Origin of the sequence: Roseomonas sp. FDAARGOS_362 (assembly GCF_002754815.1) — a bacterium.
Lineage (GTDB): Bacteria > Pseudomonadota > Alphaproteobacteria > Acetobacterales > Acetobacteraceae > Roseomonas > Roseomonas mucosa.
This window is the reverse complement of record NZ_CP024588.1, coordinates 4,008,377-4,022,064: the sequence shown is the minus strand read 5'-3', so window position 1 is coordinate 4,022,064 and position 13,688 is coordinate 4,008,377. Positions and strand designations below refer to the sequence as shown.

Here is a 13,688-nt window from a genome sequence, read left to right as displayed (position 1 = left end):
TCACTCCTTCGCAAGCGCGCGCTGGAAACCCACCAGCCGCTCCACCAACAGGACTACCGCGAGCGCCACAACGATCAGCGCCATGGCCAGGGCCGCCACAAGGGGGTCGGACCGGCTTTCGGTGTACTGGAACATCGCCACCGGCAGGGTCGTCAGGCGCGGCCCCGCCAGGAACAGGCTGATCACCGTCTCGTCGAAGGAGACCAGGAAGGCCAGCGCCCCCGCCGCCACGGCCCCGGGCGTCGCGATCGGCAGGGTGATGCGCAGCGCCGCGCGCAGCGGCGTGGCGCCCAGCGTCCAGGCGGCCTCCTCCACGTCGCGCGGCACGGCGGCAAAGGCCTGCACCATGATCCTCACGGCGAAGGGGATGGCCACGAGACTGTGCCCCAGCGCCAGCCCCGGCCAGGTCGCGATCAGCCGCATCGGCTGAAGGGCCACCATCAACCCCAGCCCCAGCACCAGCGTCGGCAGCAGCAGCGGCGCCGCCAGCAGGCCGGCCACCACCCCCTTCCCGGGGAAGTCCAGCCGCGTCAGCGCATAGGCCGCCGGCCCGCCCACCACCAGCGCCAGCGCCGCGACGATCAGCCCCAGGATCAGGCTGGTGCCGAGCGCGCCCATCAGCGCCCCGTTGGCCAGCAGCGCCTCGTACCAGCGCAGGGAGAAGCCCGGCGGCGGAAAGGTCAGGTAGTTGCCGGCGCTGAAGGACACCACCAGCACCACCACGGCCGGGCTGAGCAGCAGCAGGTAGCCGCACAGCGCGAAGAACCGTAGCAGCGGCCCCGCCTCCGTCACCGGTCTCATGCCGCGTTCTCCCCCTGTTGCCCCCGGGGCCGCGCCACGCCGGTCAGCACTCCGCGCAGCAGCATCACCACCAGCAGAGCCAGCAGCAGCAGCATCGCCAGCACCGCCGCCACCGGCCAATCCACCGTGGTCAGGGCTTGGTCGTAGATCTCGGTCGCCACGGTGAAGACCCGCCCGCCGCCCATCAGCCGCGGCGTGATGAAGGCGGAGATGCCCAGCACCAGCCCGAGCAGGAAGGCCCCGCCCAGTGCCGGCGCCGCCAGCGGCAGCGTCACCCGCAGGAAGGTGCGGGTCCGCCCAGCCCCCAGCGTCGCGGCGGCTTCCTCCAGCCGGGGATCGAGCCGCCCCAGCCCGGCGATCAGCACCAGCACCGCATAGGGCATCAGGCTTTCCACCAGCCCGATCCAGACACCGGTCCAGTTGTTGATCAGCGGCACCGGGCCGCCGGTCAGGCCGAGCCAGCCCAGCACCACGTTGATCAGCCCGAGATCGCCCAGGATCGCCCGCCAGCCCACCACCCGCGCGGTGCCCGAGATCAGCAGCGGCGAGACCGCCATCAGCGCCAGCGGCGCCCGCCAGCGGGGCGAGGCACGGCGGATCAGCAGCACCACCGGCAGGGCCAGCGCCGCGGCGATGGCCGCGGCCCCGGCGGACAGCACCAGCGTGTCCCAGGCGAGCCCCCAGTAGTACGGGTCCCCCGCGACCTTGGCATAGGTCTCCGTGGTGAGCGCCGTCTCCATCGCCCCGGTCTCGGCGGTGCGGTTCAGGCTGATGCGGAAGAGGCCCAGCATCGGCCAGAGGAAGGCCAGCGCCAGCACCAGCAGGGCCGGTGCGCTCAGCAGCCAGCCGATCACGCCGGGAACACCCGCAGGTCCTCCGGCCGCAGCGCGAGGCGCACCGCATCCCCCACCCGCAGCGCGGCGCCGGGATCATAGGCGGGCAGTTCCGCCTGTACTGGCCCGGCCGGGGTCTCCGCCTCCAGCCAGACGATCTCGCCGCTATAGGTCCGGCGCAGCACGTGCCCTTCGAGCAGCACCGCGCCCTCCGGCGTGGGGCCGGCCGGCATCACCCGCACCCGGTGCGGCCGCAGGAAGGCCTCCGCCGCCCCGACCGGGTGCCCCGCCGCCACCGGCAGCGCCATGCCGCCGGCCCGGAACACCCCGCCCGGTTCCACCGCGCCGGACAGCCGCGAGGCCCGCCCGACGAAACCCGCCACGAAGCGCGTCGCCGGGTTCTCGAAGACCTCCTCCGGCGGGGCCATCTGCTCGATCCGCCCGTCCTTCATCACCGCCACGAGGTCGGCCATGGCCAGCGCCTCGCTCTGGTCGTGGGTGACGAAGATGGCGGTGGTGCCGAGACGCTGTTGCAGGGCGCGGATCTCGTCGCGCACCTCCTCCCTCCGCTTGGCGTCCAGCGCCGAGAGCGGCTCGTCCAGCAGCAGCAGATCGGGGCGGATCGCCAGCGCCCGGGCCAGGGCCACGCGCTGCTGCTGCCCGCCCGACATGGCGCGCGGCTTGCGGTCGGCCAGCGCGCCGAGGCCCACCATCTCCAGCGCGCCCCGTGCCTGCGCCAGCCGCTCCGCGCGCCCGACGCCGCGCATCTCCAGGCCGAAACCGGCATTGGCCAGCGCGCTCATGTGCGGGAAAAGGGCATAGGACTGGAACACCACCCCCATGTTGCGCCGGTGCGGCGGCAGGGCGGTGACATCCTGCCCCGCCACCACGACACGGCCGGAATCCGGCTGCTCCAGCCCCGCGATCATGCGCAGGGTCGTGGTCTTGCCGCATCCCGAGGGGCCGAGCAGGGCCAGCAGCGCGCCCTTGGGCAGTTCCAGCGACACGTGGTCCACCGCCAGCGGTCCGCCCGCGCCGAAGCGGCGGGTCAGCCGCTCCAGCACCAGATAGCCCGCCATCAGCGCGTGGCCGCCGTCATCACCTCGCGCCGCCAGCGCTGGTTCCAGTTGTCGCGCAGCTTCACCGCCTCCAGCCAGTCGATCGGCACGATGCGGCTGCGGTATTCCGGCGCCAGGGCGGTGCGGCCGATCGCCTTGGCGTCCTTCTGCGCCTGGAGGTTGGTCGGGCCGTAGAACATGCGGTCGGTGAAGGCGGCCTGTGGCCCGGCGGAAAGGGCATGGCCCAGGAACGCCATGGCCTGCTCCCGGTGTTTGGCCCCCTTCACGATGTTGATCGTGTTGATCTGGAAGGCCGTGCCCTCCTCGGGGATCAACACGCCCAACTTGCCCTTGCTCTGGTCGTGATAGAGCTGCGAGCGCGCGTTCCAGCCGGTGCCGAAGGCGATCTGCCCGCTCAGCACCATGGAATAGGCATCCGGGCTCGGCTGGAAGGTCTGCACGTTCGGCACGATCTGCTTCAGCAGCGGAATGGCGGCGCCGATGTTCTTCCAGTCGCCCGAGGCGCCGTGCGCCAGGATCGCGGTCAGCGCCATGCCCTGGATGTCGGGCGGCGCGCTCAGCGAGGACCGGCCCTTGTATTCCGGCTTGGCGAGATCCATCCAGCGCGCCGGCGCCACCTTGATCGCCTCGGCATCGTAGATCAGTGTCAGGTGGTCGTAGGTCACCGCCGGGCCGCAGCCATTGCCCACCTTGCCCGCCTGCTCGTCCAGTTCCTTCAGCACCGGCAGGGCCTGGGGTGTCAGCGGCTCCACCAGCCCTTCCGCGCAGGCCGCGGCGGCGGTGCTGGCATCCATGATCACCACGTCCACCTGCGGATCTGCTTTCTGCGCCCGCAGGGTGCCCAGCATCTGGGCGGAACCGCCCAGGCCAGGATCGGTATACTGAACCGTGACCCCGCTGGCCTGGGAGAAGGGCTGCACCACCACCTGCGAATAATTGTCCTTGAACACCCCGGCATAGGCGAGGAGCACCATCTCGCCCCCCGGCTTCACGGGGCCCTGCGCCCGGGCTGCGGGCATGGCCGCCAGGGCCGCCAGGCAGAGCGCGAGGGTCAGTCTGGAACTCGAACCGGGCAGGCGCATGAGCTTCTCCAGGGAATCCGCGTCGTGGTCTGCGAGCGTGCCTGCAAGCATCGGACCACGGGCGGGATGCGCAACCCCGTCGTCTCGCAACTGCGTCGGTGCCGGTATACAGGGCAGTGGCAGCGCCCTACCCCCAGAGCGGCAACCCGATCGCCGCCGCCAGGGCGATCAACCCGAAGCAGATCCGCCGGAACAGGGTCTCGCTCGCCCGGCCGAACATGCGGCTGCCGCACCACAGGCCCAGCGCGTAGCCCGGCGCCATCAGCGCCGCCAGCACCAGCACCTCCCCGGTCAGCAGCCCGGCGAGGAGATAGACGGCCATGCTGATGACCCCGCTTGTGGCGAAGAACAGCACGATGTTCGCCCGCACCCTCGCGGCCGGGATCGCGCCGCCGAGCCAGTAGGCCACCACCGGCGGCCCACCCATCTGCGCCAGGCCGGAGAAGAGCCCCGACCCGGCCCCGACGGCCAGCGAGAGCGGCAGGGCCGGGCGGCCGTGATAGCGCCACCCGGAGGCCAGCAGAGCCAGCATCGCCACCGCCAGGGCGCACATGCCCCAGCGCAGCGCCACCGGGTCCATCCGCAGCAGCAGCCAGGCCCCCAGGGGTGCGCCGAGCAGCGCCCCGGCGGTCAGGCAGGCGACCTCCCGCCGTGCCGCCGTGCGCCAGGCGGCCGGAACCAGGGGAAAGGCCGTGGCATTGTCCACCAGGACCAGCAGCGGCGCGGCCAACCTCGGCTCCAGCACCGCACTGGCCAGGGGGATGAAGATCAGGGCCGAGCCGAAGCCGGAGAAGCCGCGCGCCAGCCCGGCCAGCGCGGCGGTGAGCAGCGTGGCCAGCAGCGGCAGGGTGTGCGGCAGTTGGAGCGCGATCACGAAGCCATCCCGTCCCGGCCGGCGGCGCCGTCGCGGCGCGGGCAAAGGCGGATGGGCCGGGCAGGAATCGAACCCGCAACCAAGCCGTTATGAGCGGCCAGCTCTAACCGTTGAGCTACCGGCCCTCCGCGAGGCCGGTTTAAGGGGCTCGCGGCGCCTCGGCAAGAAAGGCCCGGATCGCCTCCTCCGCCCCGGCGATGCCGGTCAGCCACTCGCCATGTCCCTGCGGCCCGTCGAGCGCCTCCAGCCGCACCGGCCGGCCCAGCCCCTTCAGCACGCCCTCCAGTTCCCGCGCATACTCGATCGGGAAGAGCCGGTCCCGCTCCCCCGGCACCAGCAGCCAGGAGGCCTTGCCCTGCGACAGCGCCGCACGCGTGTCGGGGTATTCGTTGAGAAAGAGCTGCATCGCCCGGGTCAGGTAGAGGAAGGAGTTGGCATCGGCGAGCTTTGCCCGCCCCGTGGCGATCTCGGTCAGGTAGGGATCGACCGCCACCGTGTCCGTCATCCTGCGCGCCGGGTCCTGCCCCTCCGCCGCCCGCCCGTCGAAGCGCGACAGCGCCGCCCGGTCCTGGGTCTGCAGCGCGATGATCCGCAGCGCGTCGGTCAGCCCGCGCAACGGCGGCTCGCGCCCCTGGACGTAGTAGTCGCCGTTGCGCCAGTTGGGATCAGCCCGGATCGGCGCCTCCCAGATCTCCATCCAGGCCTGCAGCCAGGCATCCATCCGGCCGATCGGCATCACGGGCATCACCCGGTCCACAAGGGCGGGATAGGCCGCCGCCCATTCGATGGCCTGCATCGCCCCCATCGAGGGTCCGGCCACCAGCGCCAGCCGCTTCACCCCCAGGCTGTCCAGCAGCCCCTTCTGCACCTCCACGAAGTCGCGGATCGACAGCACCGGGAAGCTCATCCCGTAGGGCCGCCCGGTGGAGGGATCGACGCTGGCGGGCCCGGTGCTGGTGGTGCGGCTTTCCCGCACATAGAGATTGGCCGGCGTGTCGCTCGCCACCACGAAGAAGCGGTTGGTGTCGATCGGCTTGCCCGGCCCGATGATCGCGTCCCACCAGCCCAGCGGCCCGTTCGCATCGTTGCGGCCGAAGGCCTGGCCATTGGCGACGAAGGGGTGGGTGATCAGCACGGCATTGCCGCCCGCCGCGTCCAGCGTGCCCGCGGTCTGGTAGCCGATGCGCATCCGCCCGACCGTGGCGCCACCGCGCGTGGTGAAGCCCGCGATCTCGAAGTTCTTCCTTTCCACCAGCGCGAGTTCGCCCGCCGGGTCGGAGGAAGCCGGGGCCTGGCCCGGGGCAGCGTTCTGGGCAGCACTCTGGGCCTGGGCCGGCAGGATGCCGCGCAGCGCGGCGGCGAGGCCGAGGAGAAGGGGAGGCAACATGCGGCGCGGCGTCATGACGATTCCTGGATCGCGCGTTCTGGGCGGCGATGCTGCCGCCGCCCCCTTCCCCGCGCAAGCCGCCCGCCGCCGCAATGCGGGCGCCTCGCCAGCCTGTGCGGTGGCGAAGACGGCCCATTGCTGCTAGGGGGGCGGAGACGGTGGACCGGGACCAGCCCCGGCCGCCTCTTGGCTCCATTCCTCGGCAGGACCCGCATGAACGCCAGCAAGATCCCGACCGGCAAGGCACCGCCGCACGACATCAACGTGGTGGTGGAGATCCCCCCGGGCTCGCAGGTGAAGTACGAGCTGGACAAGGACAGCGGCGCCATCGTGGTGGACCGCTTCCTGTTCACGCCCATGGCCTATCCGGCCGCCTATGGCTTCATCCCCGGCACCGTGGCCGATGACGGCGACCCGACCGACGTGCTGGTGCTGACCCCCGCCCCGGTGGTGCCCGGCGCCACCATCCGCGTGCGCCCGATCGGCGTGCTGCTGATGGAGGACGAGGCCGGCCAGGACGAGAAGCTGGTCGCCGTGCCGCACGACAAGATCACCACGCTCTTCACCGAGGTCCAGACGGTGGACGACCTGCCCGTCCTGCTGCGTCAGCAGATCGAGCACTTCTTCACTCGCTACAAGGACCTGGAGCCCGGCAAGTGGGTGAAGGTCACCGGCTGGGGCACCAAGGAACAGGCCCTGGCCCTGGTCGAGCGCGGCATCGCCGCCGCCGGCGAGAGCAAGTAAGGCCCGTTTTCCCGCGGCGCTGCCGGACGGGCCGGCGGACACGCATGGCCCGGACGGTGGTGGAGGGCATGGACACGCCCTCCCGCTCCCGGACCGGCGGGGTCTCTCACGGGCCCGACCCGGTGCGGCCACGCCGAGGATCGCAACATGGCCGCCCTTCGTTGACAGGTGTCCGGACGAGCCCATACCGTAGGCCCCATGGGTGAGTTCCGTCTCCGCACCGCGAGCCGACGCCGTCGCTGCTTTCCAGCGGCGGCTCTCGTGGCTGCGTGCAGACAGGCCCCTCCCCCGGCGAGACTCGCTCCCTAGCGGTCCTCACCCCCGAGGCGGCATCCGCCCGCATCTCCGAACCCCCGCAGCCTCCGGCTCCGGGGGTTTTTCTTTGCCCTCCCTCCAGCAGCAGGACATCAGCATGAGCATTCGCGTCGGTATTGTCGGGATCAGCGGCTTCGGCGGCGGCGAGGCGATGCGCCTGATCGCGGGCCACCCGTCCTTCGAGCTTGTCCATGCCGCGGGCGAGGGCAGCGCGGGCAGCCGGCTGGGAGACCGCTTTCCCGGCGCGCCGGCGAAGCTCGCCGGGATGGTGATCGAGCGCTGGGACCCCGCGGCCCTGCCGGATCTGGACCTGCTCTTCGCCTCGCTGCCCACCGGCAGCTCGGCCGAGGCGCTGGCGCGCGTCCGCCCGGAGGTGAAGATCGTCGATATCGGCGGCGACCACCGCTATGCCGAGGGCTGGGCCTACGGCCTCGCCGATATCTGGCCGGAACGGATCGAGGGACAGCGTCGCGTCGCCAATCCCGGCTGCTTCCCGTCGGCGGTGCTGACCCCGTTGGCACCGCTTCTGGCCGAAGGGCTGGTCGAGCCCGGGCGCATCGTGATCGATGCCAAGACGGGCATCTCCGGTGCGGGGCGGGGCGGCGCCGACAGCCGGTTCGGCTATGCCGAGAGCAACGAGAATCTCGTGCCCTACGGCCTGCTTCGGCACGTCCACATGCCCGAGATGGAGCGGACGATCGAGCGGCTGAGCGGCGGCAGCGCGGCCGGGCTGGTGTTCACGCCGCACCTGGTGCCGATGACCCGCGGCCTGCTCGCCACCCTCTACTGCCGCGGCCGCGTCACCACGGAGCGGTGCCTGGACGCGGCGCGGCGCTTCTATGCCGGACGGGCCTTCGTCCGCGTGACCGACCGGCCGCCGCAGACCAAGTGGGCGACCGGCTCGAACCTCGCCTTTGTCAGCTACGCGGCCGATCCGGAGCGCGAGCTGGTGATCGCGATGGGCGTGGTCGACAATCTCGGCAAGGGCGCGGCCGGACAGGCGGTGCAGAACGCGAACCTGATCTGCGGCCTGCCGGAAACCGCGGGGCTGGAGGGCGCGCCCGTCTGGCCCTGATTCTGTCCGGCCCTGATTCTGTCCGGCCCTGATTTCGCCTGACCCTGGTCCATCTGGCCCCGTTCCCGTCCGGCCTCGACGTGACAGTTCCGCCGGCCACCGGGCCCTGCCGGGGCACATGGCTCCAGCAGGGCCCGGGACATGGCGGGCTCGACGCCCGCCCCGGACTCGCCGGACGCCCCGTGACAGGGTGCCCGGTCCCGCCGCGCGGCGGTTGCCTCAGAACCAGCCGGGCACCACCAGCATCAGCCAGGCCAGGGCAGGCCCGGCGATGATCACTAGGATGCTGTAGGCCAGGAAGCGCTTGTAGACGCTGTCGCGCTCCTCCGGCGGGGCATTCGCCACCACCAGCGCGCCGTTGGTCGAGAAGGGGCTGACATCCACCACGGTGGAGGAGATCGCCAGGGCCGCGATCATGCCTACCGGGCCGATCTCGCCCTGTTGCAGGAACGGCACCGCCAGCGGGATGGTGGCGCCCAGCACCGCGACCGAGGAGGCGAAGGCGGAAACGATGCCGCCCACATAGCAGAGCAGCAGGGCCGCCAGCAGCGGCGCGCCGATGCCGGACACGCCCTGGCCCAGCGAGTCGATGGCGCCAGAGCGCTGCAGCACCGCGATATAGGTGATTACCCCGCCCACCAGCAACACGGCGGACCAGCTGATCTTGTCCACGGCGTTCTTCTGCTCGTTGGGCGAGATCAGGGCGAGCACCACCGCCACCGAGATCGCCACCAGCCCGACATTGAGGTTGAAGGCCAGCGCCCCCACCGCCAGGGCAAGGAGGCCCGCCAGCGTCAGCATCTGCTCCGTCGTCACGCGCTGGCCGCCGGGCACGAGGCGCGAGGGGGCGGTGATCTGCGCAGCCGGGCTGGTGCCGTAGCCCTCGATCTGGAGTTCCGCCGCCGGCCCGTCGCGGCCCAGCGCCGGCTCGGGGCCGGGCTCGGCCCCCGCCCCGGCCTTTTGGCGCAGCAGCCTCAGCCCACCGAAGGCGAAGAAGACGGCGATGGCCACCAGCAGGTTGAAGACAAGGCTGGCCAGGAAGACCACCATCTCGTCGCCGGGAATGCCCGAGCGCGCGACGATCTGGTTGGTGATGCCGCCGTAGATGCTGATCGGCGAGAAGCCGCCGCCCTGGGCGCCGTGGATCACCAGCAGGCCCATCATCAGCGGGTTGATCCCGTACTGCCGCGCGAACTGCAGCGCCACGGGCGCCAGGATCGCCACCGCCGCCGGGCTCACCGCCCCCACCGCCGTCAGGCAGGCCGCCACGGTGAACATGATCCAGGGAATCGCCGCGATGCGGCCGCGCACCATGCGCACGGCGGAATGGACCAGGAAGTCGATGGTCCCGTTCTTCTGCGCGATCGCGAAGAGATAGGTGATGCCGACCAGCGTCACGAAGAGATCGCCGGGAAAGCCCGCGATGATCTGGTCGGCCCGCAGGCCCATGAAGACGGTGCCAACCAGGAAGGCCAGGGCAAAGGCCAGCGCCCCCATGTTGATCGGCAGGACGGTGGCGACGATGAACATCACCACGAGCCCGGCGATGGCGGCGGTCTGCGCGCCCATCGGTCAGGCGCGCCCGTGGGGGGCGGGGTACGCGGACGGCATTACGCCGCCCGCCCGGGATGCGGGTCGGTTGCTCATGGAACACTCCTCCGGCGAGGCCCGGTTCGCCCGGGGCCTTCGTTCATCCTCGCCGTGGTTTCAGGAATGCCCGTCCACGGCGATCCGGAATACTAGATCACGTCCTTGAGCCGTTTCGATATACAAAACTACATTCACCTGTTCATAACGTATAAATTTCCACCCAACAGGCCATCCACTGCATACCGGGCGCGAGCCAGCACGGCAGCCTTGCGCAACGAGAAAGCCCCGCGGGATCGCTCCCGCGGGGCCACACCGCCGGGCCTTCCGGCCCTCTATGGTGCCGGGGAGAGGCCCCCGGCGCTCGCCTTACACCTCGCCGCGCGACATCCGGCTCGTCAGATGCTCCGCCTGGCGGATCGCCAGCGCCACGATGGTCAGCGACGGGTTGCAGGCCGCACCGCTGGTGAACTGGCTGCCATCCGAGACATACAGGTTCGGCAGGTCGTGCGCCTTGCCGTTGCGGTCCACCACGCCGTCGCGCGGCCTCTCGCTCATCCGGTTAGTGCCCATGTTGTGGGTGGAGGGATAGGCGGTGGTGTGGAACACCCGCGTCGCCCCCACCGCGTCGTAGATCGCGCTGCCCTGACGGTAGCCGTGCTCACGCATCGCGATGTCGTTGGCATGGTCGTCGAAGTTCACCCGCGCCACCGGCAACCCGTGCTTGTCCTTCGCCTTGGGGTCCAGCGTGATGCGGTTGGTTTCCTGCGGCATGTCCTCGCCCACGATCCACATCCCCGCCATCCGGTCATAGCCGTCCAGCGCCGAGGTGAAGCCCCGCCCCCAGCCGCCGGGGTCCAGGAAGGCTGCCATGAAGGGCACGCCGAGCGAGAGCGTCTCCATCTCGTAGCCGCCGACGAAGCCGCGCTCCGGCTTGTGGTGCGCCTCGTCGCGCACGATGCCGGCCATGGTGGTGCCGCGGTACATGTGCACCGGCTTCTCGAACATGCCATAGACGCTGGCGGTCAGGTGCCGCATGTAGTTGCGCCCGACCTGGCCCGAGGAATTGGCCATCCCGTCCGGGAACAGCGAGGACGCGCTGTTGAGCAGCAGGCGCGGGCTCTCGATCGAATTCCCCGCGACGCAGACCACGCGCGCCTTCTGCCGGTGGTGGCTGCCCTGGGCATCGGCATAGATCACGCCGGTCGCCTTGCCCTTCGCATCGTGCTCGATCGTCAGCACCATGCAGTCGGGTCGGACTTCGAGGTTGCCGGTGGCCTCGCCCGCCGGGATCTCGGTGTACAGGGTGGACCACTTGGCGCCCGACTTGCAGCCCTGGAAGCAGAAGCCGATCTGCTGGCAGTTCCCCCGCCCGGCGCGCGGCTGGCTGTTGATCGCCATGTTGCCGGTGTGCACTTCCTGGTAGCCGAGCTTCTTCGCGCCCGCCGCCATCACCTTGAAGTTGTTGTTGCCCGGCAGGCGCGGGATGCCGTTGGTGCCGGTCACGCCCATCTTGTCCTCGGCCCGGGCGTAGTAGGGCGCCATCTCCGCCAGCGTGATCGGCCAGTCGAGCAGGTTGGCACCGTCCACCTTGCCGTAGGTCGTGCGCGCCTTGAACTCGTAGTCCTGGAAGCGCAGCGAGGCGCCCGCCCAGTGCGTGGTGGTACCGCCCACCGCCTTCACGATCCAGGCCGGCAGGTTCGGGAAGTCCCGCGCCACGCGCCAGGAGCCGGTGGTGGTGCGCATGTCCGTCCAGGCGAGCTGGGCGAAGCTTTCCCACTCGTCGTTGACGAAGTCCTGGATCTCGTAGCGGCTGCCCGCCTCCAGGATCACCACCTTCACGCCCTTCTGCGCCAGCTCGTTGCCGAGCGTGCCACCGCCGGCGCCGGAGCCCACGATCACGACGAGGCTGTCGTCGTTCAGGTCGAAATTCGCCATCTCGAATCCTCCCCGCCGCTCAGGCCGACGGCAGCCAGTCGATGTCGTTGAAGCCGCGGTTGATGTAGCCGCCGTATTCCGCGCTGGAGCCCTCGTAGCCGAGCTTGGTCCAGACATCCTGCTGGTTGTAGAAGGCGACCACGAGATCGGCGCGCACCTTCTGGAAGAAGGGCGTCCGCTCGATCCCGTAGAGCAGCGGCAGGCGGTCGCGCTCCCAGTTCAGACTCAGATAGTCGTTGCCGCCGTAGCGGATCCTGGAATCCGCATCGAGCCGGTCCACGCCTTCCTCCAGCAGCGTCCGCAGCGCCGCGTCCTTGCCCGCCTTGTCGTCATAGGGGAGCACGGCGCTGGCATAGAGCCGGTCCGGGATGCGGTCGTGCGGATAGATGTCTCGCGCCAGCTTCGCCAGCACCACCAGGGTGCGCGGCCTGAGGTTCCGGGCCTCCGCCGCCCAGCTCGCCTCCGCCGTGAAGAGCGTGGCGGCCACGGCGGCCGCGGGAACCGCCGTGGCCGCGCCGCGCAGGAAGATCCGGCGCGTCGAACGCAGCCGCTTGTCCACTTCCCTCATTCTCGTTCTCCTCCCATCATCGGGGCTGTTGCCGCCCCTGCTCCTCGAAACACTCACATCAGCGGAAGCGGCCTCCCCGCTGCAGCACCTCGATCCGGTAGCCGTCCGGGTCCTGCACGAAGAAGAACCGCGCCAGCGGCCTGCCCTCATGCTTCAGCTCCTTCAGCGGCAGGGGGGAAAGGCCCTCGCGCTCGAAGCGCGCATGCTCGGCCTCCAGGTCCTCCACCGAGACGGCGAGATGGCCGTAGCCGTCGCCGAGCTGATAGGGCTCGGCGCGGCCGTCGTTGACCGTCAGCTCCAGCTCGAACTCGCTTTCCGGGTTGCTCAGGTAGATCAGCGTGAAGCCGTCGAAGGCCAGCCGCTCCGCCACCTCCAGCCCGAAGGCGCGGCGATAGAAGTCGAGCGAGCGCGCCTCGTCGCGCACACGGATCATGCTGTGGATGGGCTTGGCCATCAGTTCCCCTCTTTCAGCCAGTCGATGATCGCCCCGCGGATGGCGGGGTTGGCCTGCCGGTACGGCATCACGGAGCCGGGCACGAGCCTGGCGCTGTCCACCAGCCAGGCATCCAACGTGGCGGCGTTCCATTGCAGGTCCGACGCCGCAAGGGCGGGGGAGTAGCGGAAGCCCTCCAGCTTGCCGGCCGTGCGGCCGACCACGCCATGCAGGTTCGGTCCCTGCCGGTTCGGCTCGCCGGCCCCGGCCGTGTGGCAGACGCCGCATTGCCGCTTGAACAGCGTCGCGCCGTCCGGCGGCGTCTGAGCCTGGGCCTGGGCCTGGGCCTGGGCCTGGGCCTGGGCCTGGGCCTGGGCCTGGGCCTGCCCCGGCACGGGCCCAGGGCCGATGGCCATGGCGGCGGCAATCGAAAGGGCGCCCAGCGCCCGGAAAACCTTGAATCCCATCTTGCCGGCGAGACTAGGCGCCGGCACCGGGGAACGGGTGGTATCAGGCTATAGCGTAGTCGCGCCGGGGATTTTCCCGCGCTCCGTCCCGCTCCAGCCGCCGCTGGCGCAGCCAGAGGGTGCAGGTCACGCGCAGCAGCGAGGCGAAGTTCCCGACCTCTCCGCGCCGTTCCATCACCTCGTCATGCAGGCTGGAAACGAAGCGGCCCACCGTGCTGCCCTCGGAAAGCGCGATCTCTTCCAGGATCTCCCAGAAGGCGGACTCCAGCCGGATGCTGGTGCAATGCCCGCTCAGCCGGACCGCCCGCGTTTCGCAGGCATAGGTATCCGGCTCCTGGGATGCGTAGAGGTTGCACATGGACGCGGCTCTCCTGCTGGCCCGGGCCCGTTTCCGGCCCTTGGCCGCTCATCCTGCCGCGCCGCGCGGAGGATGCAACAAAGGACATGGTACGGCCGGGCGGGCGGGAGATGAGAAATTCGTCACTCTTCCCTTCGGACCGGCGCC

General features: G+C 70.7%; 14 protein-coding genes and 1 tRNA gene. 2 read left to right on the top strand and 13 right to left on the bottom strand.

Going from position 1 to position 13,688, the window contains the following annotated elements; translation table 11 throughout:
- The 7 genes from CTJ15_RS22920 to CTJ15_RS22890 form a co-directional block, all read right to left on the bottom strand.
- Window positions 1-801 (bottom strand): ABC transporter permease, encoded by an 801-nt coding sequence (locus CTJ15_RS22920; protein ID WP_075821377.1) that lies wholly within the window; start codon window positions 799-801, stop codon window positions 1-3.
- Window positions 798-1,655 (bottom strand): ABC transporter permease, encoded by an 858-nt coding sequence (locus CTJ15_RS22915; protein ID WP_075821376.1) that lies wholly within the window; start codon window positions 1,653-1,655, stop codon window positions 798-800. Before CTJ15_RS22915 ends, CTJ15_RS22920 begins: the two co-directional genes overlap by 4 nt.
- Window positions 1,652-2,713, bottom strand: a complete 1,062-nt coding sequence (locus CTJ15_RS22910; RefSeq protein ID WP_075821375.1) for an ABC transporter ATP-binding protein — start codon at window positions 2,711-2,713, stop codon at window positions 1,652-1,654. The genes CTJ15_RS22915 and CTJ15_RS22910 overlap by 4 nt, the downstream gene beginning before the upstream one ends.
- The gene (locus tag CTJ15_RS22905; protein ID WP_226946035.1) at window positions 2,713-3,846 is read right to left on the bottom strand and encodes an extracellular solute-binding protein; all 1,134 of its coding nucleotides are present in this window, start codon (window positions 3,844-3,846) and stop codon (window positions 2,713-2,715) included. The genes CTJ15_RS22910 and CTJ15_RS22905 overlap by 1 nt, the downstream gene beginning before the upstream one ends.
- A 76-nt stretch (window positions 3,847-3,922) precedes the next feature.
- A complete protein-coding gene (locus tag CTJ15_RS22900; RefSeq protein WP_058389713.1) occupies window positions 3,923-4,669 on the bottom strand; it encodes a sulfite exporter TauE/SafE family protein in 747 nt (248 codons plus the stop codon).
- A 52-nt stretch (window positions 4,670-4,721) separates the two neighbouring features.
- Window positions 4,722-4,794 (bottom strand) — tRNA-Ile (locus CTJ15_RS22895).
- Between the two features lie 14 nt (window positions 4,795-4,808).
- Window positions 4,809-6,071, bottom strand: coding sequence for a homoserine O-acetyltransferase (locus CTJ15_RS22890; protein WP_075821374.1), 1,263 nt, complete (start codon window positions 6,069-6,071; stop codon window positions 4,809-4,811).
- A gap of 198 nt (window positions 6,072-6,269) precedes the next feature.
- Here CTJ15_RS22890 and ppa point away from each other — a divergent pair, with 198 nt between their 5' ends.
- Together ppa and argC are read left to right on the top strand one after the other, a co-directional pair.
- Complete coding sequence (gene ppa / locus CTJ15_RS22885; RefSeq protein ID WP_019459453.1) at window positions 6,270-6,800, top strand: inorganic diphosphatase; 531 nt, start codon at window positions 6,270-6,272, stop codon at window positions 6,798-6,800.
- A 412-nt stretch (window positions 6,801-7,212) separates the two neighbouring features.
- A complete protein-coding gene (gene argC, locus CTJ15_RS22880) occupies window positions 7,213-8,190 on the top strand; it encodes an N-acetyl-gamma-glutamyl-phosphate reductase (RefSeq protein WP_019459454.1) in 978 nt (325 codons plus the stop codon).
- Between the two features lie 219 nt (window positions 8,191-8,409).
- On the opposite strand, the gene CTJ15_RS22875 is transcribed toward argC, so the two are convergent.
- The 6 genes from CTJ15_RS22875 to CTJ15_RS22850 form a co-directional block, all read right to left on the bottom strand.
- Window positions 8,410-9,759, bottom strand: coding sequence for an SLC13 family permease (locus tag CTJ15_RS22875; RefSeq protein WP_019459455.1), 1,350 nt, complete (start codon window positions 9,757-9,759; stop codon window positions 8,410-8,412).
- A 387-nt stretch (window positions 9,760-10,146) separates the two neighbouring features.
- Window positions 10,147-11,715 (bottom strand): GMC family oxidoreductase, encoded by a 1,569-nt coding sequence (locus CTJ15_RS22870; protein WP_099782048.1) that lies wholly within the window; start codon window positions 11,713-11,715, stop codon window positions 10,147-10,149.
- A 19-nt stretch (window positions 11,716-11,734) separates the two neighbouring features.
- Complete coding sequence (locus CTJ15_RS22865; RefSeq protein ID WP_099782047.1) at window positions 11,735-12,283, bottom strand: Twin-arginine translocation pathway signal; 549 nt, start codon at window positions 12,281-12,283, stop codon at window positions 11,735-11,737.
- Between the two features lie 58 nt (window positions 12,284-12,341).
- Window positions 12,342-12,737: a VOC family protein gene (locus CTJ15_RS22860; RefSeq protein WP_019459458.1), complete on the bottom strand. Its 396-nt coding sequence runs from the start codon at window positions 12,735-12,737 to the stop codon at window positions 12,342-12,344.
- On the bottom strand, window positions 12,737-13,183 hold the full coding sequence (locus CTJ15_RS22855) for a cytochrome c family protein (protein ID WP_226946034.1): 447 nt from the start codon (window positions 13,181-13,183) through the stop codon (window positions 12,737-12,739). Before CTJ15_RS22855 ends, CTJ15_RS22860 begins: the two co-directional genes overlap by 1 nt.
- Before the next feature lie 43 nt (window positions 13,184-13,226).
- Window positions 13,227-13,541: a ribbon-helix-helix domain-containing protein gene (locus tag CTJ15_RS22850; RefSeq protein ID WP_019459460.1), complete on the bottom strand. Its 315-nt coding sequence runs from the start codon at window positions 13,539-13,541 to the stop codon at window positions 13,227-13,229.
- Window positions 13,542-13,688: the final 147 nt, after the last annotated feature.

Excerpts from the sequence above, each read along its gene's own strand:
- CTJ15_RS22860 (WP_019459458.1), bottom strand. The coding sequence starts at position 12,737 with ATGGCCAAGCCCATCCACAGCATGATCCGTGTGCGCGACGAGGCGCGC.
- CTJ15_RS22870 (WP_099782048.1), bottom strand. The coding sequence starts at position 11,715 with ATGGCGAATTTCGACCTGAACGACGACAGCCTCGTCGTGATCGTGGGC.
- argC (WP_019459454.1), top strand. The coding sequence starts at position 7,213 with ATGAGCATTCGCGTCGGTATTGTCGGGATCAGCGGCTTCGGCGGCGGC.
- CTJ15_RS22850 (WP_019459460.1), bottom strand. The coding sequence starts at position 13,541 with ATGTGCAACCTCTACGCATCCCAGGAGCCGGATACCTATGCCTGCGAA.
- CTJ15_RS22865 (WP_099782047.1), bottom strand. The coding sequence starts at position 12,283 with ATGAGGGAAGTGGACAAGCGGCTGCGTTCGACGCGCCGGATCTTCCTG.
- ppa (WP_019459453.1), top strand. The coding sequence starts at position 6,270 with ATGAACGCCAGCAAGATCCCGACCGGCAAGGCACCGCCGCACGACATC.
- CTJ15_RS22920 (WP_075821377.1), bottom strand. The coding sequence starts at position 801 with ATGAGACCGGTGACGGAGGCGGGGCCGCTGCTACGGTTCTTCGCGCTG.
- CTJ15_RS22910 (WP_075821375.1), bottom strand. The coding sequence starts at position 2,713 with ATGGCGGGCTATCTGGTGCTGGAGCGGCTGACCCGCCGCTTCGGCGCG.
- CTJ15_RS22905 (WP_226946035.1), bottom strand. The coding sequence starts at position 3,846 with ATGCTTGCAGGCACGCTCGCAGACCACGACGCGGATTCCCTGGAGAAG.
- CTJ15_RS22855 (WP_226946034.1), bottom strand. The coding sequence starts at position 13,183 with ATGGGATTCAAGGTTTTCCGGGCGCTGGGCGCCCTTTCGATTGCCGCC.
- CTJ15_RS22875 (WP_019459455.1), bottom strand. The coding sequence starts at position 9,759 with ATGGGCGCGCAGACCGCCGCCATCGCCGGGCTCGTGGTGATGTTCATC.
- CTJ15_RS22890 (WP_075821374.1), bottom strand. The coding sequence starts at position 6,071 with ATGACGCCGCGCCGCATGTTGCCTCCCCTTCTCCTCGGCCTCGCCGCC.